The following is a 24,566-nucleotide window of genomic DNA, read 5'->3' as shown; positions in this document are numbered from 1 at the left end:
CGGACGGAATAGCTATTCTGAACCTGTTGCGGCGTGCACGCCAGCGTACAAGTGATATAGACCAGGCGGGTACGCGCACGCCACCCTCGCCGCGCGACCGCGCGCACAGCCAGAGCGCGGCTGACCGGCCGGTCATTGTCAATTATTTACTAAGGCAAAGTTGATCTGGATCAGTCAAATTGGCGCGCCAACCGCGTACGCTGGCGCAATAGTGCAAACATGGTGCAAACGTAGTCCAACCGTAGTCCACACGACGGTGTTCTTCATGATACCCATTCATCGTGATCTCGCGGCGCACAGCTTCTACCACCTGGAGCATGTTGGCTTGCAAGGCAAGGCCTGCCAGGGCCTGGCCTGCTTTCTGGCGCGCCAGGCCGACCCGGCCCGCTGGGCCAACCCGGTGCAGGACCCCGCTCCCGTGTACTGCCTGGGCCAGTGCTACCAGGCGCCGGCCAGCCACGGCAACACCACCCCACCCTACTGCGAAGTGCATGCGGAAGAAACCGTCCTGCTGGGCAATGTGGTGGCGGGCGGCGTGCGCCACCTGGAACACTACCTGGCCGGCGGTGGCGGCGCGGGCTTGCGCCAGGCGTTGACGCTGGGGCCGCAAGCCGTGCTGCAGGCGCTGGACGAATCCGGCCTGCGCGGACGGGGCGGTGCCGGCTACCCCGCCGGCGCCAAATGGCGCAAGGTGGAGCAGCAGCACGCGGCCAGGAAGTACGTCGTCGCCAACGCCGACGAAGGCGACCCCGGCGCCTTCAGCGACCGCATGCTGATGGAGGCCGACCCGTTCCGCCTGATCGAAGCGATGCTGATTGCCGGCGTGACGGTGGGCGCCACCCATGGCATCATCTACCTGCGCAAGGAATACGATGGCGCCGCCACCGTGCTGCGCGACGCGCTGGCCCAGGCCTACGCGGCCGGCTGGCTGGGACATCAAGTCGCCGGTTCGGCCCACTGCTTCGACCTGGAACTGGTGCTGGGCCACGGCAGCTACCTGTGCGGCGAGGAGACAGCCATGCTGAACGCGATCGAAGGCCGGCGCCCGGAAGCGCGGCTGCGCCCGCCCCAGATCACGGACCACGGCCTGGAAGGCGCACCCACCCTGGTCAACAACGTGGAAACCCTGTGCGCCATTCCGTGGATCATGCAGCATGGCGCGGCGCGCTACGCGGCGCTGGGCACGGCCGGCAGCACCGGCACCAAGCTGCTGTCGCTCAGTTCCCTGTTCCGCAGGCCCGGCCTGTACGAAGTGGAGTTCGGCATCAGCCTGCGCACCATCGTCGAGATGCTGGGCCAGGGCGTGCGGCACGGCCGCTTGACGGGCCTGATGGTGGGCGGCCCGCTGGCCGGCCTGCTGCCGCCGTCCCAGTTCGATACGCTGCTCGATTACCGCGCCATGCAGGCCGCCGGTGGCGCCGTGGGCCACGGCGGCGTGCTGGCCGTGACGGACGCCACCTCCATCGCGCAACTGCTGGCCCACGTGTTCCGCTTCGGCGCGGTGGAATCGTGCGGCAAGTGCACGCCCTGCCACCTGGGCAGTCCGGAGCTGGCGCGCATGGCCACGCAAGCGGTGGCCGGACAGCGCGGCGATGGCCAGCGCTGGCGCGCGCTGGTCGAGGCGCTGGCCGCCACCAGCTTGTGTGGTCACGGCCGGGGGCTGGCCGAATTCGCGCAATCGATCGCCCGCCACTATCCCGAGGAACTGGCATCATGCTTCATCTGACCATCGACGGCGTGCCGCACACGGCGCAACCGGGCGACACGCTGCTGCACGTGCTGCTGGCGGCCCGGCGCGACATTCCCCACTTGTGCCACGACCAGCGCGTGCGACCGGCGGGCGGTTGCCGCATGTGCGTGGTGGAAGTCGAAGGCGAGCCGCGCCCCGTCTCCAGCTGCACCACCATCGTCGCCGAAGGCATGGCGGTGCGCACGGCCACGCCGGCCATCGAATCGCTGCGGCGGACCAATTTGTCGCTGCTGGCCGCGCGCTATCCAGCCGCCGCTGTGGAGGCGGAACCGGAGCAGCCCTTCCACCGGTTGCTGGCGCGCTACGGCGTGACGGCGGGCGGCGCGCCCTGGCAGGAACGCTACGCCGACGACAGCCATCCCTATCTGGGCGTGGCGATGGACCGCTGCATCTCCTGCAACCGCTGCGTGCGCATCTGCGACGAACTGCAGGGCCAATTCGTGTGGCAGGTATGGCAGCGCGGCGAACGCACCCATGTGGGCAGCGCGCTGGGCGGTTCATTGGCCGACAGCGGCTGCGTGTCCTGCGGCGCCTGCGCCGACACCTGCCCCACCGGCGCCATCTTCGACCGTCGTGACGCGCCGGCCGCCGCCACCGTCACGCAATGGACGCGCAGCACCTGCGTCTATTGCGGCGTCGGCTGCCAGATGGACGTGGGCAGCCGCGATGGCAAGGTGGTGGCCGTGCGGCCGGCCGAACACCCGGTCAACCACGGCCACCTGTGCGTCAAGGGCCGTTACGCGTTCGAATACAACCACGCGCCGGACCGCGTCACCACGCCCATGCTGCGGGACGGCGATGGCGGCGCCTGGCGCGCCGTCAGCTGGCACGAGGCGCTGGACCACGCGGCCGCCACCCTGCGGCGCATCCGCGACCAGCATGGCGCGGATGCCATTGGCGTACTCGGCTCGGCCCGCGCCACCAACGAGGAAAACTACCTGGCGCAGAAATTCGCGCGCATGGTCATCGGCACCAACAACGTCGATTGCTGCGCGCGCGTGTGCCACACGCCGTCAGCCAGGGCGCTCAAGGCCATGCTGGGGACGGGCGCGGCCACCAACGCCTTCGACGATATCGAACAGGCCCGCTGCTTCCTGCTATGCGGCTGCAACCCCACCGAGAACCATCCCATCGTCGGCGCCCGCATCAAGCAAGCCGTGTTGAAGGGCGCGGCGCTGATCGTGGTCGATCCGCGCCGCACGGAACTGGCTGAATATGCGCAGATCCATCTGGCCGTGCGGCCCGGCGCCAACGTCCTGCTGTTCAACGCCATGGCGGCCGCCATCATCGAGGAAGGCTTGCTGGACCAGCACTTCGTGGCCCAGCGCGTGGACGGGCTGGAGGAATTCACCGCCTTCTCGCGCGCCTATGCGCCCGAGGCGGTCAGCGGCCAATGCGGCGTGGCGGCGGCCGATATCCGCGCGGCGGCAAGGCTGTACGCCAGCAGCGAGCCGGCCATGTGCTTCCACGGCCTGGGCATGACGGAACACACGCAAGGTACGGAAGGCGTGATGGCGCTGATTAACCTGGCGCTGTTGACGGGTAACCTGGGCCGCGCGGGCAGCGGCATCAACCCGCTGCGCGGCCAGAACAACGTGCAGGGTTCCGCGCAGATGGGTTGCGAGCCGGCCACGCTGACCGGATCGCAGCCGCTGGCGCAGGCGCGCGCCCGCTTCGAAGCCGTGTGGGGCGGCGCCCTGCCCGCCACCGATGGCCTGGACCTGATGCAGATGCTGGACGGCGCGGCGGCCGGCAAGGTGAAAGCGCTGTGGGCGTTCGGCTACGACGTCTACATGTCGATGGCCAACCAGCACGCCAGCGAACTAGCCATGCGCCAACTGGAATGCGTGATCGTGCAGGACCTGTTCCTCAACGAGACGGCGCGCGCTTTCGGCACCGTGTTCTTCCCGGCCGCCAGCGTGTTCGAGCGCGACGGCACCTTCATGAATTCCGACCGCCGCGTGCAGCGCGTACGGCAAGCCGTGCCGCCACCCGGCGACGCGCGGCCGGACTGGTGGATCATCCAGCAACTGGCACAGCGCATGGGCCACGCGCAAGGCTTCAGCTTCGACGGGCCGCAAGCGGTCTGGAATGAAGTGCGGGCCGTGTGGCCGGCCGGCGCGGGCCTCAGTTACCGGCGGCTGGAAACGGAAAGCCTGCACTGGCCCTGCCCGCAACGCGACGACGACGCCCATCCCGGCACGCCCATCCTGCATGGCGACAGCTTCGCCGGCGCCACGCGCGCACGGCTGGCGCAAATTCCCTATGTGGCCACGCCCGAACAGTGCGACCGCGAATACCCGTTCGCGCTGATGACGGGGCGCGGCCTGTACCACTTCAACGCTGGCACCATGACCTACCGTGGCGGCAACGCGCAGTTGCAGGCCAGCGACCTGCTCGACATGGCGCCCGCCGACGCGGCCCGCCTGGGCCTGGCCGACGGCGTGCGCGTGCGCGTGCGCAGCCGCTACGGCGAGGTGGAGCTGCCGCTGCGGATCAGCCCCCGCGTCAAGCCGGGCGAACTGTTCACCACCTTCCACCGGCCCGACCTGCACGTGAACCGGCTCACCTCGCCGTACCGCGACCGGCTGGCGCACACGCCCGAATACAAGGTGACGGCGGTCTGCGTGGCGCCCGTATGAATGGCGGGTGTTGCAGGGCATGGTATGAGGGAAAGACCAACCCCTGAACGGCTGGACGATGAGAATCCAGCGTGGACGGCTGAGAGCGTCGCCAAGGTGGGTCCAGCTAACGAGGTGCTACCTCAGATATTCGGCGAGCAGATGGCCAAGGAAATGCTTAAGCCTCGTGGGCGTCCCCGCGTCGAGTTCCCAAAGGAGCGCATCAATATCCGGTTGTCGCAAGATGTCATCACTTATTTCAAGGCAGCGGGTGATGGCTTCTTTAGTGCGTGTTTGGTCAAATATCATATAGCGGCCAAATTCGCGCGCTAACCTAAGGACTACTGATTCTTATTCAAGGGGCGAATAGAAGATCCTGCGTTGATCCAAAAATAGTCATGCCAGACACGCTGAGATGAGATGATGCGTGTCGGCATGGGCATGGGCACTTACAGTGCATTCAAAAAACGCAGGCAGTGAGATGCAAGCAGCTTCGGGGCTTCGACCATGGGTACATGTCCCAGCCCTTCCAAGATCAGTTTCTCGCTGCCGGCAATTTTCTCATGGAGCAAGGCTGCATCTTCCACAGACAGTATTCGGTCTTCGGCTCCCCAGATAATGGAAGTCGGCACGGCGATCCGTTCAAGAATGGCGCGCTGATCTAGGTCGCGCGCGATATCACGGTAGATTTTTTCATCGATGGATGCACGGCTGATTTTCCTGTCGGCCAGCACGGCAAGGAAAAAACCGGGAATATACGGAGGTTTGCTCATCGCTGTATTCATCAGCAATTTGAAATCGGCAAGGCTGCGCACAGCAACCAGGGGATTATTGGTGCCGTCTTTGAACATGGCTGTGATGGTATCCGGTGTACTCTGCGCACCGGCACAGTCGATCAATTGCAGGGAAGCCAGCCGGTCGGGATGCTGGCTGGCCAGGCGCAGCGCAATGGCTCCTCCCATCGAATTGGCAATCAAATGCACTTTTTCCAGATCCAAACGGTTCATGAATGCAAGCACGCGGCTGGTTTGGTGCGAGATGTCGTAGTTGAGCGACAGGTCGGCGCTGCTATTTCCGTGTCCGGGCAAGTCGGGGATGACGATGCGGCGCGTCTGGCCCAGATGTTGGGCGAGGCTTAGCCAAGATTCTTTTTCGGCACCCGCGCCATGGAGCATGAGGATGGCGTGCTTGGCACGCTGCTCAATGCTGTCGAGATAGCAGATGGTGCCAAAACTCATTTCAACGCTGACAAGGCGTAGCTTGGCCGCCTTGGTTTGGTAGTCGATTGCTTTGGCAAGCGCACATGCGGCAAGACGCTTAAGTTGGGACGCGAAGATGGATGGCATGGGAGCTTTCAGGAGTGGCGGGATAGGTGAAAACCTCGGACGCGATCGGCACGCGGCTATTTTGTGCGTGTGCCATTGATGAAGAAACCAAGCATGTCTTCGTACAGGGTGAGCAGCGAGGAGTTGGGCCTGGCCAGCCAGTGCATGAGGCTCGACAAGCGCAAGAAGGCAAAATACTCGGCCAACTGTTCAGCACGGAGCGTGGCATCGATATTTCCATCGACCAAGGCGCGGCGCAACAGATCGAGAACCAGGCCATAAACAATGTCGTTGTCGGCGATCCGCTCGGAATTTTGCTGGCCGGCCAGCTGATAGGCGAGATAGGGGCCCATATACGGCTTCATCCGTTCCGCATAGCCCACTTCAATTTGCAATATATAGCGCAAGGCCGAAGGCAAGTCCGGGCTTGCATGGGCACCCGCACAAATCACTTGCTGGTGAGTGATTTGGTCTTGATGGAAACGGTGGGCGATCAGCGCTTCCTTGACGGGGAAATAGCGGTACAGGGTGGCCCGGGCCACATCGGCGGCCACGGCGATGGCTTCCATGGTGGTCGCTTCGTACCCTAACGTTTCAAATAATTGCCAGGCGCATGCCGCCATGTGCCCGGCATTTTCCAGTTGCTTGCGCGCCCTGCGCTGAATTGGCTGGGCCGGCGCTGAATTGCTTAGGTCCGACTGGCTGCTACGTTTCCGGCTAACAGGCTGCATACTTTGTCCATATTGAGTCAATGTCTAAAATTATACACTGTCTCAATATTTTTTGTTGACTTGGTGCTTGCCAGGCGTTTAGCCACAGCCGCTCCAGCAAGGTGTAACAGCGCAGTATATTTTCCATTGCGATTGAAACGCGGCGACCTGGAAATATGTCCTGACCCTGACGGCGTCAGGGCTTTCTGCCTACATCACTGAAACAACCTCGCGCTGATATCTGGAATTCAATGCCGCTGTTTGAAAGCGGATCGTGCTCGCTGAACGGCAAAGGCGCCCAAATCTCAAACCTTCTACCTGGCCTCACCCCGCTGACGAAAAGTTCTGGCGCAATCACAGCACCTCGGACCGTAGTCGAGTCGTTCTTCTGAAGTCCTTGCGCGGTTTGCTGATGTCTACCGGGGGCGGCAGGATGCTGCCAAGCTGGTGCGATACACTTTCCGTGGCTCAATGCCTGCATACGCAAATGAATCACTGACGGTGGAAATCGTCGCGCGCATGGCGCTTTCACACTTCGACGGTACGCATACGCCGATCTCCCAAACGATCTTTATCAGGATCGGCATAGTTGACTACAACGGAGCATCGCCCCTGATCCCGTTGGCGCGACGATGGCAAAGCTCCTTCCTCGACTCTTGGAACGCCAGCATTTGCCCACAATTTCTGTGGATAAGCTTGTTAACAAACAACCCGATCTCGATGCAAGCGGCTGATTTCAATAGACAAAAGCTCCTCGCGTATTTTTTTCGCAGGGTAAGTTATCCACTCTTCGAAGCGCATGAGTTCCGCGGCAGTTACGATGCTTGGCGAACACCAGGGTGGGCCGCTACCGTAATACAGGCTTTGCTTAGCGGGACAGAGGACTATCGGTCTCCGGCAGTGCCCGCATGATCGGTCTGCAGCATTTGGTCAACCACGTAATCTGACCCACTTCACCGCATAATTTGCACACGAAACTGCCCCACGTATAAGACACAATCCTGCTCATGACATAGAGTGGGGAATTGGAATGATCGACGTGGCATTACTAGGCATTATTCGCCCGCCCACCACGCATCAAGCGACTGATTTTTAAGGGGAAAATATAAACTGCTCAGTTTATAAGCAACGCGACAAGATTGATGTCGGCATAAGCAAAAAGGGAAGCCGCACGGCTTCCCTTTTTTGAATTCTGGAGCGGGAGAAGAGTCTCGAACTCTCGACCTCAACCTTGGCAAGGTTGCGCTCTACCAACTGAGCTACTCCCGCATAGGAGTTGTTACTGTGTCCACCGTGACCGCCATCCGCCTTGAAGCGTTTGGAGCGGGAGAAGAGTCTCGAACTCTCGACCTCAACCTTGGCAAGGTTGCGCTCTACCAACTGAGCTACTCCCGCGTGGAGGCAGAACTATAGCAGAGGGGCGCACAGTTTTTCAAGTACCCGCTGTCGTTTTCCACAAAAATTCCTGAAAACGTCACCGCCCACTCAATTGGACGGCGCCAGCGACGCCGCGAAAGCCGCGCGCGCCGGATGGTGCAGCACGTCCTTGCGCCACACCAGCATGGTGTCGACCTGGGCGATGGCCGGCGGCAGCGGATGCGTCTTGATGGTCCGGCCCAGCTTGCGCTGGCCGATGATCTCCATCGGCATCAACGCCACGCCCATGCCGGCCGCCACGCAGCCGATGATGGCCTCGAACGTGCCGAACTCGGAGATGCGGCCGGGCGCCACGTCCGCCTCGGCGAACCACGCTTCCAGCCGGCGACGGTAAGTGCAGCCAGAACGGAACACCAGCAGATTGCGGCGCGCCACGTCGTACGGCGTGCGCACGGGCGCATGGGCCGGACCGGTAATCAGCACCAGTTCTTCCGTGAACACGGGCACTTGCACCAGCTCCCCATGGGGCACGGGTGCGGCCACCAACGCCACGTCGAGCCGGTGGCGCAGCACGCCGTCCAGCAGATGGTCAGTCGGCCCCGTCTCCAGTAGCAGGTCCACCTGCGGATGCTGGCGGTTGAACGCCGCCAGCACTATCGGCAAGCGGGCCGCCGCCGTCGTCTCCATCGCGCCGATGCGGAGCGAGCCCGATGGCTGCTGATCGGGGCGCATGGCCGCCTGCGCCTCATCCGCCAGTTGCAGCAGGCGGTCAGCGTAAGCCAGCAGGCGATCGCCTTCAGCCGTGATGTGCAAGCCCCGGCCGGCACGGTGAAACAATGCCACACCCAGCGATTCCTCCAGCTGGGTCAGGCGGGCCGACACGTTCGACTGCACCCGGTTCAGCCGCGCCGCCGCCAGCGTCACGCTGCCCTCCTCGGCCACGGCTTTAAAGATACGCAAGGCGGACAATTCCATGGCACTCATTGATTCTTAAAAAACGATAGATTCAATCATTATTATTCATTTTTTTAAATAGTCAAAGGGCCGTATAGTCCTTCCATCTTCCGCACCGCGACCACCGAGGAACCGCCATGGCAACCGAACGCCCCACTTCTCCTGCCCTGCTGCTGGCCTGCAGCTTCGCCTTCATCATCGTCCAGCTGGACGTCACCATCGTCAACGTGGCCCTGCCCCGCATGGGTGCCGAACTGCACGCCAGCGTGGGCGCGCTGCAATGGGTGGTGGACGCCTACACGCTGGGCTTCGCCGTGTTCCTGCTGTCGGCAGGCGTAATGGGGGACAAATTTGGCTCGCGCCATGTATTCCTGGCCGGCTTCGGCCTGTTCTTACTGGCCTCGGCCGCCTGCGCGCTGGCGCCCAGCGCCCTGCTGCTGAACTGCGCGCGCGCCTTGCAGGGCGTGGGCGCGGCGCTGCTGGTTCCCAGTTCGCTGGCGATCCTGAACGCCGCCTACCGGCACGACCCAGCGCGGCTGGCCAAGGCCATCGGCTGGTGGACGGCGGCCGGCGGCGTCTCCATCGCGGCCGGCCCGGTGATCGGCGGCATGCTGCTGACCGTGGGCAGCTGGCGCAACATTTTCTGGGTCAACGTGCCCGTCTGCCTGGCCGGCTGCGCACTGACCTGGGCCGTGGTGCCGCGCGCGGCCGGCAAGGCGCCGGTGCGCCAACTGGACTGGCCCGGCCAGTCACTGGCCATCGTGGCGCTGGCCGGGCTGATCGCGGCCGTGATCGAAGCGCAGTCGCTGGGACTGGCCCATCCCGTGGTGTGGGGCGGCCTGCTGATGGCCGCCGTGGCCAGCATGGCGTTCATCGCCGTCGAACGACGCGCGGCCGCACCCATGTTGCCCTTATCGCTGTTCGGCAGCCGGCCGTTCTCTGGCGCCGTGCTGTTCGGGGTGCTGGTCAACTTCACGTATTACGGCATGATTTTCGTGCTCAGCTTTTACCTGCAACGGGTGCGCGGCTATAGCGTGATGCAGACGGGGCTGGCGTTCCTGCCGCTCACCGGGACTTTCATTTTTTCGAACATCGCCAGCGGACGGTTGGCGACACGGTCGGGATTGCGGACACCCATGGTGGCGGGAGGATTGATCTGTGGTGGCGGTTACGCGCTGCTGGGCGCGTGCGGCATCGCGCCGGACGCCAGCTTCCTGGCCATGCTGCCAGGGCTGGTGCTGATTCCGGCCGGCATGGGGCTGGCCGTGCCGCCGATGACGACGGCGATCCTATCGAGCGTGGAGAAGGAACAGGCGGGGACGGCGTCGGCCATCCTGAATACGGCCCGCCAGGTGGGCGGCGCGGCCGGGGTGGCCCTGTTTGGCGCCATCGTGGCCCAAGGCGACGGCGCGGCCATCACGGCCGGCGTGCGCGCGGTAATGGCCATGTGCGCGTTGCTGCTGCTGGCGGCGGCAGTGACGGCGGGCTGGACCCGGCCTGGCCAGGCCCGCCCCGCCCTCGCGCGGTGATGCCTTTATTTGTAGAAAACTTCGACGCGGCCCGTCAGCTTGATCAACATGGGGCGGCCTTTGCGGTCCAGCGACTTGCCGGAGGCGACCTTGATCCAGCCTTCGCTGACGCAATATTCTTCGACGTCGCGGCGTTCCTTGTCGTTGATCTTGATGCCGATGTCATTCTGCAACACGTCCACATTGTGGAATGGGCTGCGTGGATCGACCGACAGGCGGTCGGGTAATGGGGGGAGTGTGGTGGTATCGTTCATGGCCGCAATTATCCACGAGAATGGCCGGCGAGACAACGGCCGCACCCTGCCGCCCGGCGGCGCACCAAGGCCGATCGGTCCGTCCCGCCGTTTCAGCGCCCTGGCAGGCCATCGCCCGCGCCATCGGGCGCCGGCGCCGCCCCGGCCACGATGGCGGGCCGGTTGCTGACGACCGTCGCGGCGCCGGCCGCGATCCAGCCCGTCACATCGACCTCGCCGGTGGCGGCCGGTGGCGCATCAATGATGCCGACCCAGGCATCGCGGCCGCCGCGCTTGGCCAGGTACAGCGCCTGGTCGGCGATTTCCAGTATGGCCGGCCATTGTTCCTTGTGCTGCGACGGCGCGCTGGGAAACGACGCGAAGCCCAACGAACAGGTCAGGCGCAGCGTCGCGCCGCCATCGAGCGCGATGGGCGTGGCCGCAATGGTGGCGCGGATGCGCTCGGCCTGCACGCCCGCCTGGGCACGGGGCACACCGCGGCTGACCACCAGGAATTCCTCGCCGCCCCAGCGGACCAGATAGTCCGATTCCCGTGCGCACAGGCGCAGCTGCTGGCTGACGCTGCGCAGCACCAGGTCGCCCGCGGCGTGGCCGTGGCGATCGTTGACCTGCTTGAAATGGTCGATATCGATCAGGTAGAACACCATCGGCAGCACCTGCTCGGCGCCAAGGCGCAAGCTGTGCGCGACATCGCGCTCGACATGGGACAGGAAGTAGCGCCGGTTGCGCAGGCCCGTCAGCGCATCCGTCAACGACACCTCCTCCAGCGCCTGGTTGGCCGCCTGCAGCTCGGCCGTGCGGCTGGCCACGCGCGCCTCCAGCTGCTCGTTCATTTCCTGCAATTCGGCCAGCATGCCGTGGATCTGCGCATTGGCCAGCACCTGTTCGGCCAGCACCCCCAAGTGCGAACCGAACAGCACCTCGTCACGCGACCAGGGCCTGCCTTCGGTATGGCGCGCCACGTGCAGCAAGCCCACGCATTGGCCGCGCTGGCGCAGCGGAATTTCCAGCAACGAGTGCAAGGCCGCTCCGCCATAGAGCGCGTGCAATGCCGCGGCGTGGGGATGGAGGCGGATGTCGTGGGCCACGCGCGTTTCCTGCAGCGCCTCCACCGAATGCCAGTAGCCCGCATCCTGCGCCGCAGCGGCAGCGCGGGCGGGAGCTGCGGCGGCGGCCGGATCGGCGCCGGCGCACTGCGACCAGCCAGCGGTGCCCTTCCGCCAGATGGCCAGGCGCTCCGCATCGAGTATCTGCAGCCCGGACTGGCAGATGTGCGCCAGGGCCGCCTCCGGGTCGTCGCGCTGCAACGCCGGATCGCTGCTCAGCGCCAGCAAGGCGTCCAGCGGCGGCTGGTTGGACAAATCGTAGGGCCGCAATTCGTCCAGGCGTTCGGCCACCACCAGTTGCCGTATCAGGTGGGCCTGCAAGGCCTGCGACTGGCGCGCATGGCGCAAGGCCAGCGCGAAATCGCCTTTCGCCTCGGCCAGCTGCGCCAGTGCCTCGTGGCATTCGGCCTGCTGGCGCCGCGCGCCGTTGCGGCCGGCCAGCTCCAGCGCCGCCCCGTAGGTGGCCGCCGCCGCGTCGACCTCGCCGCGCTGCTGATAGATGGTGGCCAGCGTGCGCGTGGCGCCGGCCAGCAGCCAGGCGTGGCCGCAGCGCGCGCCCAGGTCGCGGGCCAGGACCACATAGTGCTGCGCCTCCTCCAGCGCGCCGGCGGCCAGCGCCAGTTCGCTCAGGTACCAGTAGATTTCCGCCTCGTAGTGACGCACCCGCCCCAGCCTGGCATGTTCCAGCGCCAGCGAAAACTGCGCGCGCGCGCCCTCGGCCTGGCCGATCATTTTCAGGTTGAAGCCCTGGTTGATGGCCACCTTGGCGATCAGGTAGGGATCGCCGACGGCGCCCGCCAGTACGCTGGCGTCGCCATGCAGGCGTGCCGCGGTACGGCCGTCGCCCATGGCGTCATACACCTGGCCCAGTCCCACGCGCGCCTCGATGCCAGCCTCCTCGTTCGGGCTGAGGCGGCACAGGTCCAGGCACTGGGTCCACAGCAGCGCGGCCTGGCGGTATTCGCCCTCGATGTAGCGGATGCGTCCCATCCCGACAAGGAAATAGGCCAGCGGGCCTGCCAGCCCGGCGGCGCGGGCCTCGGCGGCGGCGGCCTCCAGCGGCGCCAGGAACGACCTGGCCTGCCCCACCACCTCCAGGCAGACGAACTGCCGATAGACGATCTCGAGCGCCTGCGCCAGCTCGCCGCCGGCGCGCGCGCCGCCAGCCTGCCCAGCGCCGCGGCCAGCAGGCGGGGATGGGTGAACTGGCGCGCCAGCAGCCTGGCTAGTCGCTGTGGCGTCGGTACGGCATGGCGCGCGCGTTCGGCGCGGTTGAGGGATGATTTCATGGGCATGTTCAACTGGCGGTGGCGGCCGGCGGCGATCCTTATGGCACGGCGTGGACGTCAAGATACCGTATCGTCGCGGCGGCGTCATGCGGCGGCGTGAGGAATTGACGGAAACCCGCATAAGCAGGACTCACTATCCCCTTTCTCGCGTCGCGGTCGAAAAAGAAGGTATGACTGGCGCTCCACGCCATGGCCGCCCCGTTCCGGGCTGGCGATGCCGGCGCGCGCTGCGGCGAGACGGTGTGGTTCATCTCATTGAGCTGGCGCAAGGCGCCGCTGCCGGCCAGGAAGGTCAGCAGGCGGCGCGCCGCCTGCGGATGCTTGCCCGTGCCGGGCATGACCAGCAGGTCGAGCGGCCCTTCCTCATAGACCGGCACCAAGGGGGAAAGGCGGGGGAACGGGAAAAAGCCGATATCGTCCGCCATCGCCGCCGGAAACTTGGCCGCCACGAAGGCGCCCATCAGTATCATGCCGACCCGTTCCCGGTAAAAATAAGGCAGCACATAGTCCCAGTCGTTGCCCATGGCCTGCGCCAGGAAATAACGCCGCTCCAGCAGCACGCGCCAGGTGTCGAACACCTTGCGCACGCGGGGGTCGCCGAAGCGCTCCTGGCCGTGCAGCAGGCGGCGGTGAAATTCGATGCCGTTCAGGCGCAGGTCGAGAAAATCGAACCAGGCGGCGGCCGGCCAGCCATTCTTCGCCCCGACCGCCAGCGGTGCCAGGCCGGCCTCCTGCAACGTGGCGCAGGTGGCCAGGAAATCGTCCCAGGTGAGGGGCACCTTGAGCCCGAGCCGCGCGAACAAGGATTTGCGGTAGAAGAAACCCCACGGGTAGTACGCGATGGGCAACCCGTAGGCCTGGCCACGCACCCGCGTGGGGTTCAGGTCCAGCTCGCCCTGCGGGCCGTGCGACAGCTGCGCCACCAGCGCTTCATCGAACGGCCTGAGCAGCCCGCCGTCGACGGCGTTGCGCAACGGCTCGCCCCCCATCCAGAAAGCCACGTCGACCTTGTGACGCGCGATCAGGCTGGCAAAGGCGGGCCGGTACTGCTCATGCTGAAACACGGTGGCGGCCAGTTCGATGTCGGGGTTTTCCGCCTCGAAGCGATTCAATACGGCCTGCCAGGCGCTGCGCTGCTGCCCGCTCGAGACCATGTAATAGAACACCAGCTGCTCCCTGGCCAGCGCCTCGCCCGCCACCAGCGCGCACAGCAAGGCGCAGGTCCAGCGCCAGCGCGGCAGGCGGCAGGCGGCGCACAGGGCCAGGCACAGGAAACGGGCGCAACGCGAGGGCAAAGGCGGCATGGCGGGCTTAGAGAGGGTGGTCGGGTTGCGTTCGACAAGATACGTCAGAGTGCGAACATGGTCACCAACTCGCGCATGCGCCCGGCCCGGCGCGGGCCGCACTGGTGGCGCTCTCGCGCGCATAGCCCGTCCACAGGCGATCGGCCTGGAAGCCGATTTTCCGGATGGCCGCGTGCGCCGCGCTCATGGTCTGGAACACGCTGGCGGTGCGGTCCCGCCCCGCCACCAGCGGTCCGCTGCCACCGCCGCTGGCGGAGCCGGCGTCGATGATCACCGTAAACCAGCACTCCTCGACATTGAACTGTATGCCATGAAAATGGATCGCCACACCATCCAATTGTCCGCGCGCAAACGCATCCTGCGCCTCTTCCATGCTCCAAGATTTCATACACCGTCCCCCACTGATCATGCCACTTATTATTGTTGGCAGTACCGGACGATCATAGGTCCCAAAGCCCCATTTCACTTTTGCTTTTGGTGACACGGCGTACCCATTTCACGTCAACCGGGTCCAAACGGGGGGGCGGCGGCGGGGTCAGAAGCCTGGCCGATGCAAATGGCGCAAGTTATTAATTATTAAGACATATTATGCATTTGATCCGAAAACGGGAAGGACCATGCAGCGACAAGGAAACGGCCAAAAGGAAACGGCCGGAGCGCTCCGGCCGCAAGGGTGTGGCACGTGGAATTGTTAAACGCTTCCCATCCGCAAAGCAAGCAGGCGACGGAAGCGGGCGCCCGCCGACGCACCGCGCCGTGCGTCACGCCCCCATGCGCGCGACGAACCGGGCCGCCCGTTCAGTGACGGCGCGGTAGTCGCCCTGGGCTGCCGGGCCGCTCAGGCTGCCGCCGATGCCGACCGCCAGCGCCCCGTTGGCGAACCATTCCGGCAGGTTCTCGACCGTGACGCCGCCGGTCGGCATCAGCGGCGCCTGCGGCAAGGGCGCGCGCAAGGCTTGCAGATAGGCCGGCCCCAGCGTCTCGGCCGGGAACAGCTTGACCAGATCCGCCCCCGCCTCCATCGCCGTCACGATTTCCGTCGGCGTCACGGCGCCCGGCATGGACAGCACCTGGTAGCGCTGGCACATGCGTATCGTGGCCACGTTCACGGAGGGCGAAATGATCATCTGCGCACCTGCCAGGATCGCCATGCGCGCCGTTTCCGGGTCGAGCACCGTGCCGGCCCCCAGCAACAAGCCGTCGCCATGGCGCTGGCGCAGCGTGCGCAGCACCTCCAGCGTGTCCGGCGTGGTGAAGGCCACTTCCAGCGCCGTCATGCCGCCGGCGATGCAGGCTTCGGCCAGTTCCAGCGCGGCGTCGGCCGACGAGGAGCGCACGATCGCCACCATCGGGCGGCGCAGCAGGGTTTGCATCAGTTCATACTTGTACATGTCGGATTCCCGTTCGTTGCAGTTCAAGGCAAGGCGCCAAAGCGCGCTTCCGGTACGCCGCGCGCATCCGCCACCACGGCGCCAAACAGGCCGCCGGCCATCGGTTGCGCGGCCCGCGCTCCGGCGTCCAGGTGTTCCCACGCGGTGGTGACGAACAACTGATTCCATTCGGCGCCGCCCAGGCAGGGGCAACTGGGCTGGGTGACGGGCAGCGGCCAGCTCGCCACCAGCGTGCCGTCGGGCGCGTAGCGCGCCACACGCGAGGAGCCCCACTGCGCATTCCACAGATAGCCTTGCGCGTCGATGATGGCGCCGTCCGGCCAGGCATCGCTGCCGCGCAGGTCGGCGAACACGCTGGTGCGGGCCGGCCCGCCCGCGCCATAACCATCCCAGCGTTCGATCACCTGGCGCGTCGTGTCGCTGAAATACATGGTGTTGCCGTCCAGCCCGAAGCAGATGCTGTTGGCGATGGCGCACGGCGGCAGCGGCAACCGTTCCAGCGTCAGGTCGGTGTTGAGGCGATAGTAGCCGCCGATGGCTTGCTTGTCGGCCCGCTCGTCCAGCGTGCCGAACACGAAACGGCCCTGTCGGTCACAGCGGCCATCGTTGACGCGGGTATGGGGCAAGTCCGGTTCCACTTCGACGATGGTGGTCACGGCGCCGTCGCGCAGGTCCAGCCAGGCCAGGCGCGAGGCCAGTCCGGCCAGCAACAGGTCGGGATCGTCCGTCAGCGCGTAGCTGCACAGGCGCTCGGGCAAGGGCCACAGTTGGTGCTCGCCGGTGGCGGGGCTGTAGCTGTGCAGGAGTGCGCCGTGGATATCGGTCCAGTAGACCCGGCCGCGGCGCTCGCACCACAGCACGCCCTCGCCCAGTTCACTCTGGCCATCGACCAGCAAGCTCAGTTGCGCGTCCATCAGTGCGACTCGCGCGCAACGAACAACAAGTCCTGTTTTTTCATCCAATCGCGGTGGATGCAGGCGTCCATGTCATCGCCGCTTAACCAGTGCTGGCTGCGCAGGATGCGTCTCTTGGTGTCGGTCATATCGTGTCCGGGTGGTGATGTGAGAGTGACTGCCGATGCGGCGGCGCGCTGCCGTCAGAGGGCCAGGGCGGCGTCGGCCGGCACCAGCCCGCGCGCCGCCGCCACCGCCATCGCACCAGCGCCGGACAGCCCGGCCTGCTGCGCGTCGGTGGCGACGATGCGCCGGCCGTAGAAAAATCCATTATCTTCGATCAGCAGCGCCAGCGCGTCGCGCAGCATCGGTTTGCCGCAGATGACGATGGTGGTGTCGGGCCGCATCTGGATCGCGCTGCTGTTTTTCAAGGCCAGCACGTCATCCGACAGCACGGCGCCCAGCAGGAAGCTGGCGCGGTCGTCATGCTGCAAATCCGTGAACTGGGCCAGCGTGCGCACGCTGAAGCAAGCCCGCGCCAGGCCCGTGCGCTGGGCCGTGGAAGCCCCGGCCAGCAGCATGTCCGGCCGCAGTTCGCGCCCGAACTGGCCGCCCAGCGACTGGCTGATCAAGGTGTGCTGGGTGATGGCCTGCAGCAATTCGCCCGACAGCGTGGTGGCGCAGCCGGTGATGCGCTGCGACTGGTCGATGCTGACCAGCTTGGTATGCGAACCCGGCAGCACCAGCAAGGCGTGGCCATTCAGCTCCAGGCGGCGCAGCAGGCCGATGGTTTCCGTCTCCTCGCCGCGCATCATGTCCATCGCCTCGTGATTGAGCAGCGTCACCTTGTGGCTCTGGTTGCGCACCCCGGGAATGAACCAGATCGGCTGGGCGCATACTTCCGGCATTTCCATGCGCACCATGCCGCGCGCCAGTTCGGCCAGCCCCACGGGCGCCGTCAGGTGCGGCACTTCCACCAGCCCCAGGCTGGAAGTGATCATGCCGCTGGCCAGCACCAGCCCGACGTCGCCCGCTTCCAGCCCGGCCTGGGCCAGGGTCAGCTTGATGATGTCGCGCACGGCGTGCTTGAGGGCGTCCTTGCTGCCGCTGATGGCGCTGTCGCGCACCCCCACCTCCGCCGCCGCCTGCCCAAGCAGGACCCCGTCGCGCCACAGGTAGCAGCGGCTGTTGGTGGTTCCGGAATCAATGGTGATAATGTTCATGGCGCGCGTTTAGTAGTCCAAGCAGGAAGAAGCCACATCTTAGGTCGCGCACCCATGGCTGACTAATGACAAATTTTCGATATCCGATATCCTTTTTGATATCTGCTACCATCTCCCGCCCAAGCCGTAGCCCCGTGATTATCGCCGGCGCATGGCCTGCCGCGCATACGTATATCCATTTCGATATCACTTTCGCGGAAAAAGTCATTAGTAATGCGCTGTGGACTATTTATGATCCACACATCGCCGCCTGTGTCATACCGCCGCAAGCACGATAACCGTAAGCCGGCACACCGCACGGCCCACATGACCAAACCAACAAGATTCTGGAGACTACGAATGAAGATGAAGACTATGCTTGCCGCCCTGATGACGGTGGGCGCCCTGGGCGCCGTCTCCTACGCCAGCGCACAAGAAAAAGGCCTGATCGGTATCTCGATGCCGACCAAGTCGTCGGCCCGGTGGATCGCCGACGGCGACAACATGGTCAAGGTATTCAAGGAAAAAGGCTACAAGCCCGACCTGCAATACGCGGACGACGACATCCCTAACCAGCTGGCGCAGATCGAAAACATGATCACCAAGGGCGCCAAGGTGCTGGTGATCGCCGCCATCGACGGCACCACCCTGGCCGGTGCGCTGCAAAAAGCGGCCGACAAGGGCGTCAAGATCATCGCCTACGATCGCCTGATCCGCAATTCGAAGAACGTGGACTACTACGCCACCTTCGATAACTTCCAGGTCGGCGTGCTGCAGGCCCAGTACATCGAAAAAGCGCTGGAACTGAAAACGGCCAAGGGTCCGTTCAATATCGAACTGTTCGGCGGTTCGGCCGACGACAACAACGCCTTCTTCTTCTACAACGGCGCCATGTCCGTGCTCAAGCCGTACATGGACCAGGGCAAGCTGGTGGTGCGCAGCAAACAGGTGGGCATGGACAAGGTGGCCACCCTGCGCTGGGACGGCGCCGTGGCCCAGGCCCGCATGGACAACCTGCTGAGCGCCAACTACGGCAAGGCCCGCGTGGACGCCGTGCTGTCGCCGTATGATGGCCTGAGCATCGGCATCCTGTCCTCGCTCAAGGGCGTGGGCTACGGTACGCCTAAGCAGCCGTTCCCGGTGGTGACGGGCCAGGACGCGGAAGTGGCCTCGGTCAAATCCATCCTACGCGGCGAACAGCGCTCCACCATCTTCAAGGACACCCGTGAACTGGCCAAGGTCACCGCCAGCATGGTGGACGCGGTCCTGAGCGGCAAAACGCCACCGGTCAACGACACCAAGACCTACAACAACGGCGTCAAGGTGGTGCCATCCTACCTGCTCAAACCGGTCAGCGTGGACATCAGCAACTGGAAGCAGGTGCTGGTGAGCGGCAGCGGCTACTACAGCGAGTCGCAGTTCAAATAAGCGGCGCGCCCCGGCGGTGTGCAGCGCCGCCGGGGCATTCATGCAAGACAGTCCGAGAACCAATATGACCAATATCATCCTGGAAATGCGCGGGATAAGGAAGACTTTTCCGGGCGTTGTTGCGCTCGACCATGTGAACCTGAAGGTGCGCGACGGCGAGATCCACGCCATCGTCGGCGAGAACGGCGCCGGCAAATCCACGCTGATGAAGGTGCTGAGCGGAGTCTACCCGCACGGCAGCTACAGCGGCGACATCCATTATCAAGGCCAGGTGCGTGCCTTTGGCGGCATCGCCGACAGCGAACACGCTGGCATCATCATCATCCACCAGGAACTGGCGCTGGTGCCGCTGCTGTCGATCACGGAGAATATCTTCCTGGGCAACGAGCCTGGCCGCAATGGCGTCATCGACTGGCACACGGCCCACGCCAAGACGCGCGAACTGCTGCGTAAGGTGGGCCTGAACGAAGCGCCCGACACCCCCGTGAACCGGCTCGGTGTGGGCAAGCAGCAGCTGATCGAGATCGCCAAGGCGCTGTCCAAAGAGGTCAAGCTGCTGATTCTGGACGAGCCGACGGCCAGCCTGAACGAAAGCGACAGCGATGCCCTGCTCTCGCTGCTGCTGGAATTGAAGGCGCAAGGTATCGCATCGATCCTCATTTCGCACAAGCTCAATGAGATTTCCAAGGTGGCCGACGCCATCACGGTGCTCCGCGACGGCAACACGGTCGACAGCTTCGACTGCCGCGTCGAGAAGATCAGCGAAGACCGCATCATCCGCCACATGGTGGGCCGCGACATGGCCGAGCGCTACCCGCGCCGCACGCCCAACATCGGCGACACCTGCTTTGAAGTGCGCGACTGGCGCGTGCACCATCCGGAAAACGCGGAACGGCAGGTCATCAAGGGCATCGACCTCAAGGTGCGCAAGGGTGAAGTGCTGGGCATCGCCGGCTTGATGGGCGCCGGCCGTACGGAACTGGCCATGAGCATCTTCGGCCGCTCCTACGGCCAGAAAATCAGCGGCCAGGCCTTCAAGGACGGCAAGGCGATCGACGTCAGCACGGTGCAAAAGGCCATCAAGCACGGCATCGCCTATGTCACCGAGGACCGCAAGGCGCTGGGACTGGTGCTGCAGGACGATATCAAGCGCAACACCAGCCTGGCCAACCTGAACGGCGTGGCGCGCCACCTGGTGATCGACGAGGGCCGCGAATTCCAGGTCGCCGACGACTTCCGCAGCAAGCTGCGCATCCGCTGCGCCGACGTGTTCCAGCAAACGCTCAATCTGTCGGGCGGCAACCAGCAGAAGGTGGTGCTGGCCAAATGGCTGTTCTCCAGGCCCGATGTGCTGATCCTGGATGAACCGAGCCGCGGCATCGACGTGGGCGCCAAGTTCGAGATCTACACCATCATCAACCAGCTGGTGGCGGAAGGTAAAAGCATCATCATGATCTCGTCGGAGATGCCTGAACTGCTGGGCATGTGCGACCGCATCATGGTGATCAATGAAGGCAGCTGCGTGGGTGAATTCAGCGCGGCCGAAGCGACGCAGGAAAAAATCATGCGCGCCATCGTATTAAACGGAGACAAGCAACATGGGTAATCAAATCGAAGCCGGCGTGACCGGCGAACTGGCCAGCCACACCAAGCCGGCCGCCCCGGCCACGGCGGCATCGGCCGCGCCGCAGTCGGCGCCGCCCAAGGGGGCGTCGGCGCTGGGCTTCATCAAGAACAACCTGCGCGAGTACGGCATGCTGTTCTCGCTGGTGCTGATCATGGCCTTCTTCCAGTTCATGACCGACGGCACCCTGATGGAGCCGCTCAACATCACCAACCTGCTGCTGCAGAACAGCTACGTGGTCATCATGGCGCTCGGTATGCTGATGGTGATCGTGGCCGGCCATATCGACTTGTCCGTGGGTTCGGTGGTCGGTTTCATCGGCGCGCTGGCCGCCGTGCTGATCGTGAACTACGACTTCAATTACGTGGCGGCCGGCGCCCTGTGCCTGGCCATGGGCGGCCTGATCGGCGCGGCGCAAGGCTATTTCGTCGCCTACGCCAAGATCCCGTCCTTCATCGTCACGCTGGCCGGCATGCTGGTGTTCAAGGGCTTGACGCTGGCGCTGCTGCAAGGCCAGTCGGTCGGCCCGTTCCCGGAAGGCTTCCAGCGCCTGAGCTCCGGTTTCATTCCCGAACTGTTCGCCGGCGGCGACCTGCGTCTCACTTCCCTGCTGCTGGGCGTGGTGGCCGCCGTGGCGCTGGGCTACGTCAAGCTGCGGGCCCGGGCACGGCTGGTGGGCAGCGGCATGTCCGATGAACCGCTGGCCTTCTTCCTGGTCCGCAACGCGCTGCTGGCCGCCGCCATCGTCTACTTCAGCTACCTGCTGGCATCCTACAAGGGCATGCCCAATGTGCTGATCGTGATGGCGCTGCTGATCATGGCCTACACCTTCATCGCCAACCGCACCGTGATCGGCCGCCGCGTGTACGCCGTGGGCGGTAACGAGAAGGCCAGCCGCCTGTCGGGCATCAAGACGGAACGGGTGAGCTTCGCCACCTTCGTCAACATGGGCGTGCTGGCCGCGCTGGCCGGCCTGATCTTCGCCGCCCGCCTGAACACGGCCACGCCGAAAGCGGGTAACGGCTTCGAACTGGACGTGATCGCGGCCTGCTTCATCGGCGGCGCCTCGGCCTCGGGCGGCGTGGGCAAGGTGATGGGTGCGGTGATCGGCGCCTTCGTGATGGGCGTGATGAACAACGGTATGTCCATCATGGGCATCGGCATCGATTACCAGCAGGTGATCAAGGGACTGGTGCTGCTGGCGGCCGTATTCGTGGACGTCTACCACAAGAACAAGTAAGGAACGATCAAGGAACAACTATTTCTCCCCTTTGAACCCGGCAAGCGCCTGCTAGCCGGGTTTTTTTTCCTCCCGCCATCCCAAGAATTCCAGCGCCCTTGATGGCCACCGAACTGGACCTTGTTCCTGCCCGGCGCGATGCGTCCAGGAGTATTGGGACCGGTGACGGCTGTCACTGCTTGTCCAGGCTCGCACTGCCCCGGATCAAGGTCACCTTGGTGATCTTGCCGTCGTTGACTTCGTAAATGGCGATCGCTTCCATCCGGCCCGGACCGGCGGCCTGAGTGTTGAGGATTTGCTCGTAGTCGATGACCACGTTGCCCATGACGATACGTTTGTCCACCGTGGCGTGCAGGCGGGGATCGTTGAAACGCTTGGTTTCATAGAATTCCTGGATCTGCGCCGCGCCCTTCATGAGCGGCTTGGCCGGAAATTCAACCACTTCCGCGCCCGGGTCGTAGGTCGCCATGAAGGCCCGGATGTCATGAGCGTTATAGGCGTTCAGTTGTTGCTGGACGACGGATTGCGCATCCGAGGCCAGCGAAGGCGCCGCGTAGGCAATGCATGTCAAGCCGAGCGCCACGCCCATCGCCGTGCGGTTAAGTGCTTGCATTTTGTCTCCTTCAGGTGTTGTGGAACGATCAGTTGCGAGACGATGCCGGCACGGCCTGCACGCTTTCGGGCACCATGCGCGCGCCAAGCATGCGCATGGAGTCCGTCAGGGTGCTGCAGCGGATGCGCAAGGCTTCGGCCTCGGCTTCCACGCGGGCGATGTCGGATTTCAGGGCTTCGTTATCGAGCGCCGCCAGGTCCAGGCCGACCTGGTGCACCGCGTAGGCCAGCACTTCCAGCTCGTCGGCCCGATACGCCGCACCGCCCGGCTTGGCGTCGAGCAGGACGAAACCGCGCAATTCGCCCCGATGCAGCATCGCAACGGCCAGTTCGCCGGGCTGCCTGCTCAGGGTTTCCGCCACCAGCACGGGCTTGCGGGATTCGGCCAATGCTGTCGCCAGCGGGTCGTCGATGTCGATGGATGGCGCGTCGCCGCTAACAAACATGCCGGCCCTGAGCCTGTACAAGCGAACCTCCGCGCCGGCGAAACGCGCCAGCGCGCGCGTCGTCTGCTCGATCAGCGCCCGGCGCGAACGAACATGGGCCGCTTCCCGCACAAACTGGCGCAGCGCGTTTTCCGCCTGATGCCACGAGTGAAAGAACAAGCGTTCAATCCAATGCTCGACGCCGTGCCGCAAGCGATGAAATGCCAGGTACACGCCAAGCGCGATGGCGCCGTCGAGCAAGACATTCTTCTCGCGGCCTTCGACATGGACCACGTGTCCGACCAGCCATTCGACCAGGCCAAAGGCGACCAGTAACAGGATGCTGGTCACCGAATACACCAGGGTGCGATTGATGGCGAAGCCGAAGTCGAAGATCCGGTGGCGCAGCACGGCATAGGTCAGCACACTTTGCGCGACCGACCACACCATGCCGTTGACGATATTCCAGCTCGACGTGAAACTGCCGATCTGCAAATCGAACGGCGCCCATTGCACCAGAATGTCGGCGAGCGAAGCGACGCACAGCGCCCATGCCAGCCAGCCAAACCGGACGCGCAGCGCTCCTTTGCTTTCCCACCACCCGGCCAGCAAGGCCGTGACCAGCACCAGCGCTTCGACAACGGTGGTTGCAACGAACACGCGCCTGGTCCAGGCGGACTCGTAAAGATCCGTATGCTTGGCCACCATGAGCGTGGTCGCGGCGGCGGACAGCGCATACATCAGCCAGCGCTGGCGATACAGGAAAGCGCGTAGCCCCTGCGGCCGCTCGTCCGGGTAGCGCAAGGCGAACAAAGGCAGCAGCGGCCCGATCGCCCAGAACACCAGCATCCACGGCAGCCACAGCAACATGCGCAAGGTGCCCGGCGGCGTGAAATTGACGTAATTGGCCAGCGCGACCAGGATCAGGTAGAGCGACAGCATGCGATAGCAGGCGCCGTCCGGCTTGCGCAGGCCGGTCAGCAGGCCCAGCACAAGGCTCAGCCACATGGAGGCCCAAACCAGGACGTAGCCGGTGATCTCGCTGCTGTTGAACGGCGTTTCGGTGGCCATCACCAGCAGGCGGGTGGCGCTTGCCCCATGAAACAAGGTCATGCCCACCTGTTCGCCCGGCGTGCGCACGGTCTTGCGGGCGGTGTTGTCGTCGAACGCCAGGGTGTCGCCGGCGACAGCGCCGGCCAGCCCCAGTTGCGAGCCCGGCGCCACATTGTCGATGATGCGCCGGTGCCGCCCATCGGCGTACCCGTCATGCCCGGTGTATCCGAGGCTGCCTTGGGTGCCCCTGGCCAGCGCGGCGACGCCATAAGCCATCTCGACACAGATCGCCAGCGCCGACAAGCCGGCCAACAGCAGTACCAGCAGCTTCCAATGTTTGGCTCGCATGCGCCCCCGTTACTATATACAGACCTTGATCCTCAAGGTTTTGGCCAGCCAAGTTCGGCATGATTGTTGCCCCCAGTCGTCCATGATCCGGGGGGTGTTGTCACCGGACTTGGTGGGTGGCTGGTGATCGC

At 64.6% G+C, this 24,566-nt stretch carries 20 protein-coding genes and 2 tRNA genes; 7 read left to right on the top strand and 15 right to left on the bottom strand.

The window, feature by feature from the left end; all coding sequences use genetic code 11:
• Positions 1 to 265: 265 nt before the first annotated feature.
• From H3H39_RS25875 to H3H39_RS25865, 3 genes are read left to right on the top strand one after another with little or no spacing between them, the layout of a single operon-like run.
• The gene (locus tag H3H39_RS25875) at positions 266 to 1,726 is read left to right on the top strand and encodes an NADH-ubiquinone oxidoreductase-F iron-sulfur binding region domain-containing protein (RefSeq protein WP_182157277.1); all 1,461 of its coding nucleotides are present in this window, start codon (positions 266 to 268) and stop codon (positions 1,724 to 1,726) included.
• A complete protein-coding gene (gene fdhF / locus H3H39_RS25870; RefSeq protein WP_182157276.1) occupies positions 1,714 to 4,392 on the top strand; it encodes a formate dehydrogenase subunit alpha in 2,679 nt (892 codons plus the stop codon). The genes H3H39_RS25875 and fdhF overlap by 13 nt, the downstream gene beginning before the upstream one ends.
• A complete protein-coding gene (locus H3H39_RS25865; RefSeq protein ID WP_229218303.1) occupies positions 4,393 to 4,704 on the top strand; it encodes a BrnA antitoxin family protein in 312 nt (103 codons plus the stop codon).
• A 116-nt stretch (positions 4,705 to 4,820) separates the two neighbouring features.
• On the opposite strand, the gene H3H39_RS25860 is transcribed toward H3H39_RS25865, so the two are convergent.
• From H3H39_RS25860 to H3H39_RS25840, 5 genes are all read right to left on the bottom strand, one after another.
• Positions 4,821 to 5,717, bottom strand: coding sequence for an alpha/beta fold hydrolase (locus tag H3H39_RS25860; protein WP_182157275.1), 897 nt, complete (start codon positions 5,715 to 5,717; stop codon positions 4,821 to 4,823).
• Between the two features lie 56 nt (positions 5,718 to 5,773).
• Positions 5,774 to 6,427 carry a TetR/AcrR family transcriptional regulator gene (locus H3H39_RS25855; protein ID WP_182157274.1) on the bottom strand — a complete coding sequence of 218 codons (654 nt, stop codon included), beginning with the start codon at positions 6,425 to 6,427 and terminating at the stop codon, positions 5,774 to 5,776.
• A gap of 1,172 nt (positions 6,428 to 7,599) precedes the next feature.
• A tRNA-Gly gene (locus H3H39_RS25850) sits at positions 7,600 to 7,675 on the bottom strand.
• Positions 7,676 to 7,725: 50 nt separating this feature from the next.
• Positions 7,726 to 7,801, bottom strand: a tRNA-Gly gene (locus tag H3H39_RS25845).
• A gap of 90 nt (positions 7,802 to 7,891) precedes the next feature.
• Positions 7,892 to 8,743 carry a LysR family transcriptional regulator gene (locus tag H3H39_RS25840; RefSeq protein WP_229218301.1) on the bottom strand — a complete coding sequence of 284 codons (852 nt, stop codon included), beginning with the start codon at positions 8,741 to 8,743 and terminating at the stop codon, positions 7,892 to 7,894.
• A gap of 131 nt (positions 8,744 to 8,874) precedes the next feature.
• Between H3H39_RS25840 and H3H39_RS25835 the strand changes: the two genes are divergently transcribed.
• Positions 8,875 to 10,266 carry an MFS transporter gene (locus H3H39_RS25835; RefSeq protein WP_182157272.1) on the top strand — a complete coding sequence of 464 codons (1,392 nt, stop codon included), beginning with the start codon at positions 8,875 to 8,877 and terminating at the stop codon, positions 10,264 to 10,266.
• Positions 10,267 to 10,271: 5 nt separating this feature from the next.
• On the opposite strand, the gene H3H39_RS25830 is transcribed toward H3H39_RS25835, so the two are convergent.
• The 8 genes from H3H39_RS25830 to H3H39_RS25800 all read right to left on the bottom strand — a co-directional run bounded on the left by H3H39_RS25830 (position 10,272) and on the right by H3H39_RS25800 (position 17,726).
• The gene (locus tag H3H39_RS25830) at positions 10,272 to 10,520 is read right to left on the bottom strand and encodes a DUF3297 family protein (RefSeq protein WP_182157271.1); all 249 of its coding nucleotides are present in this window, start codon (positions 10,518 to 10,520) and stop codon (positions 10,272 to 10,274) included.
• 92 nt (positions 10,521 to 10,612) lie between these two features.
• A complete protein-coding gene (locus H3H39_RS25825) occupies positions 10,613 to 12,976 on the bottom strand; it encodes a sensor domain-containing diguanylate cyclase (RefSeq protein WP_182157270.1) in 2,364 nt (787 codons plus the stop codon).
• Positions 12,954 to 14,219, bottom strand: coding sequence for an ABC transporter substrate-binding protein (locus H3H39_RS25820; RefSeq protein ID WP_182157269.1), 1,266 nt, complete (start codon positions 14,217 to 14,219; stop codon positions 12,954 to 12,956). The genes H3H39_RS25825 and H3H39_RS25820 overlap by 23 nt, the downstream gene beginning before the upstream one ends.
• 61 nt (positions 14,220 to 14,280) lie before the next feature.
• On the bottom strand, positions 14,281 to 14,592 hold the full coding sequence (locus tag H3H39_RS25815; RefSeq protein ID WP_182157268.1) for a hypothetical protein: 312 nt from the start codon (positions 14,590 to 14,592) through the stop codon (positions 14,281 to 14,283).
• Between the two features lie 388 nt (positions 14,593 to 14,980).
• Positions 14,981 to 15,610 carry a bifunctional 2-keto-4-hydroxyglutarate aldolase/2-keto-3-deoxy-6-phosphogluconate aldolase gene (locus H3H39_RS25810; RefSeq protein ID WP_182157267.1) on the bottom strand — a complete coding sequence of 210 codons (630 nt, stop codon included), beginning with the start codon at positions 15,608 to 15,610 and terminating at the stop codon, positions 14,981 to 14,983.
• 23 nt (positions 15,611 to 15,633) lie between these two features.
• Positions 15,634 to 16,524: an SMP-30/gluconolactonase/LRE family protein gene (locus H3H39_RS25805; protein WP_182157266.1), complete on the bottom strand. Its 891-nt coding sequence runs from the start codon at positions 16,522 to 16,524 to the stop codon at positions 15,634 to 15,636.
• Complete coding sequence (locus H3H39_RS28240) at positions 16,524 to 16,652, bottom strand: hypothetical protein (RefSeq protein WP_255462723.1); 129 nt, start codon at positions 16,650 to 16,652, stop codon at positions 16,524 to 16,526. The genes H3H39_RS25805 and H3H39_RS28240 overlap by 1 nt, the downstream gene beginning before the upstream one ends.
• Positions 16,653 to 16,706: 54 nt before the next feature.
• On the bottom strand, positions 16,707 to 17,726 hold the full coding sequence (locus H3H39_RS25800; protein ID WP_182157265.1) for a 2-dehydro-3-deoxygalactonokinase: 1,020 nt from the start codon (positions 17,724 to 17,726) through the stop codon (positions 16,707 to 16,709).
• A gap of 339 nt (positions 17,727 to 18,065) precedes the next feature.
• Here H3H39_RS25800 and chvE point away from each other — a divergent pair, with 339 nt between their 5' ends.
• From chvE to mmsB, 3 genes are all read left to right on the top strand, one after another.
• Complete coding sequence (gene chvE / locus H3H39_RS25795) at positions 18,066 to 19,133, top strand: multiple monosaccharide ABC transporter substrate-binding protein (RefSeq protein ID WP_182157264.1); 1,068 nt, start codon at positions 18,066 to 18,068, stop codon at positions 19,131 to 19,133.
• 64 nt (positions 19,134 to 19,197) lie between these two features.
• On the top strand, positions 19,198 to 20,739 hold the full coding sequence (gene mmsA, locus H3H39_RS25790) for a multiple monosaccharide ABC transporter ATP-binding protein (protein ID WP_182157263.1): 1,542 nt from the start codon (positions 19,198 to 19,200) through the stop codon (positions 20,737 to 20,739).
• A complete protein-coding gene (gene mmsB / locus H3H39_RS25785; RefSeq protein ID WP_182157262.1) occupies positions 20,732 to 21,997 on the top strand; it encodes a multiple monosaccharide ABC transporter permease in 1,266 nt (421 codons plus the stop codon). Before mmsA ends, mmsB begins: the two co-directional genes overlap by 8 nt.
• Before the next feature lie 172 nt (positions 21,998 to 22,169).
• On the opposite strand, the gene H3H39_RS25780 is transcribed toward mmsB, so the two are convergent.
• A complete protein-coding gene (locus H3H39_RS25780; RefSeq protein ID WP_182157261.1) occupies positions 22,170 to 22,610 on the bottom strand; it encodes a nuclear transport factor 2 family protein in 441 nt (146 codons plus the stop codon).
• 28 nt (positions 22,611 to 22,638) lie between these two features.
• The gene (locus tag H3H39_RS25775; protein ID WP_182157260.1) at positions 22,639 to 24,435 is read right to left on the bottom strand and encodes a hypothetical protein; all 1,797 of its coding nucleotides are present in this window, start codon (positions 24,433 to 24,435) and stop codon (positions 22,639 to 22,641) included.
• Positions 24,436 to 24,566: the final 131 nt, after the last annotated feature.

The sequence above is a fragment of the Rugamonas apoptosis genome (genome assembly GCF_014042355.1).
GTDB classification, from domain to species: Bacteria; Pseudomonadota; Gammaproteobacteria; order Burkholderiales; family Burkholderiaceae_D; genus Rugamonas; species Rugamonas apoptosis.
The sequence above is the reverse complement of the archived record's forward strand: the minus strand, read 5'-3'. Positions and strand labels throughout refer to the sequence as shown.

Excerpts from the sequence above, each read along its gene's own strand:
- H3H39_RS25875 (WP_182157277.1), top strand. The coding sequence starts at position 266 with ATGATACCCATTCATCGTGATCTCGCGGCGCACAGCTTCTACCACCTG.
- fdhF (WP_182157276.1), top strand. The coding sequence starts at position 1,714 with ATGCTTCATCTGACCATCGACGGCGTGCCGCACACGGCGCAACCGGGC.
- H3H39_RS25865 (WP_229218303.1), top strand. The coding sequence starts at position 4,393 with ATGGCGGGTGTTGCAGGGCATGGTATGAGGGAAAGACCAACCCCTGAA.
- H3H39_RS25860 (WP_182157275.1), bottom strand. The coding sequence starts at position 5,717 with ATGCCATCCATCTTCGCGTCCCAACTTAAGCGTCTTGCCGCATGTGCG.
- H3H39_RS25855 (WP_182157274.1), bottom strand. The coding sequence starts at position 6,427 with ATGCAGCCTGTTAGCCGGAAACGTAGCAGCCAGTCGGACCTAAGCAAT.
- H3H39_RS25835 (WP_182157272.1), top strand. The coding sequence starts at position 8,875 with ATGGCAACCGAACGCCCCACTTCTCCTGCCCTGCTGCTGGCCTGCAGC.
- H3H39_RS25830 (WP_182157271.1), bottom strand. The coding sequence starts at position 10,520 with ATGAACGATACCACCACACTCCCCCCATTACCCGACCGCCTGTCGGTC.
- H3H39_RS25820 (WP_182157269.1), bottom strand. The coding sequence starts at position 14,219 with ATGCCGCCTTTGCCCTCGCGTTGCGCCCGTTTCCTGTGCCTGGCCCTG.
- H3H39_RS25815 (WP_182157268.1), bottom strand. The coding sequence starts at position 14,592 with ATGGAAGAGGCGCAGGATGCGTTTGCGCGCGGACAATTGGATGGTGTG.
- H3H39_RS25810 (WP_182157267.1), bottom strand. The coding sequence starts at position 15,610 with ATGTACAAGTATGAACTGATGCAAACCCTGCTGCGCCGCCCGATGGTG.
- H3H39_RS25805 (WP_182157266.1), bottom strand. The coding sequence starts at position 16,524 with ATGGACGCGCAACTGAGCTTGCTGGTCGATGGCCAGAGTGAACTGGGC.
- H3H39_RS28240 (WP_255462723.1), bottom strand. The coding sequence starts at position 16,652 with ATGACCGACACCAAGAGACGCATCCTGCGCAGCCAGCACTGGTTAAGC.
- H3H39_RS25800 (WP_182157265.1), bottom strand. The coding sequence starts at position 17,726 with ATGAACATTATCACCATTGATTCCGGAACCACCAACAGCCGCTGCTAC.
- chvE (WP_182157264.1), top strand. The coding sequence starts at position 18,066 with ATGAAGATGAAGACTATGCTTGCCGCCCTGATGACGGTGGGCGCCCTG.
- mmsA (WP_182157263.1), top strand. The coding sequence starts at position 19,198 with ATGACCAATATCATCCTGGAAATGCGCGGGATAAGGAAGACTTTTCCG.
- mmsB (WP_182157262.1), top strand. The coding sequence starts at position 20,732 with ATGGGTAATCAAATCGAAGCCGGCGTGACCGGCGAACTGGCCAGCCAC.
- H3H39_RS25780 (WP_182157261.1), bottom strand. The coding sequence starts at position 22,610 with ATGCAAGCACTTAACCGCACGGCGATGGGCGTGGCGCTCGGCTTGACA.
- H3H39_RS25775 (WP_182157260.1), bottom strand. The coding sequence starts at position 24,435 with ATGCGAGCCAAACATTGGAAGCTGCTGGTACTGCTGTTGGCCGGCTTG.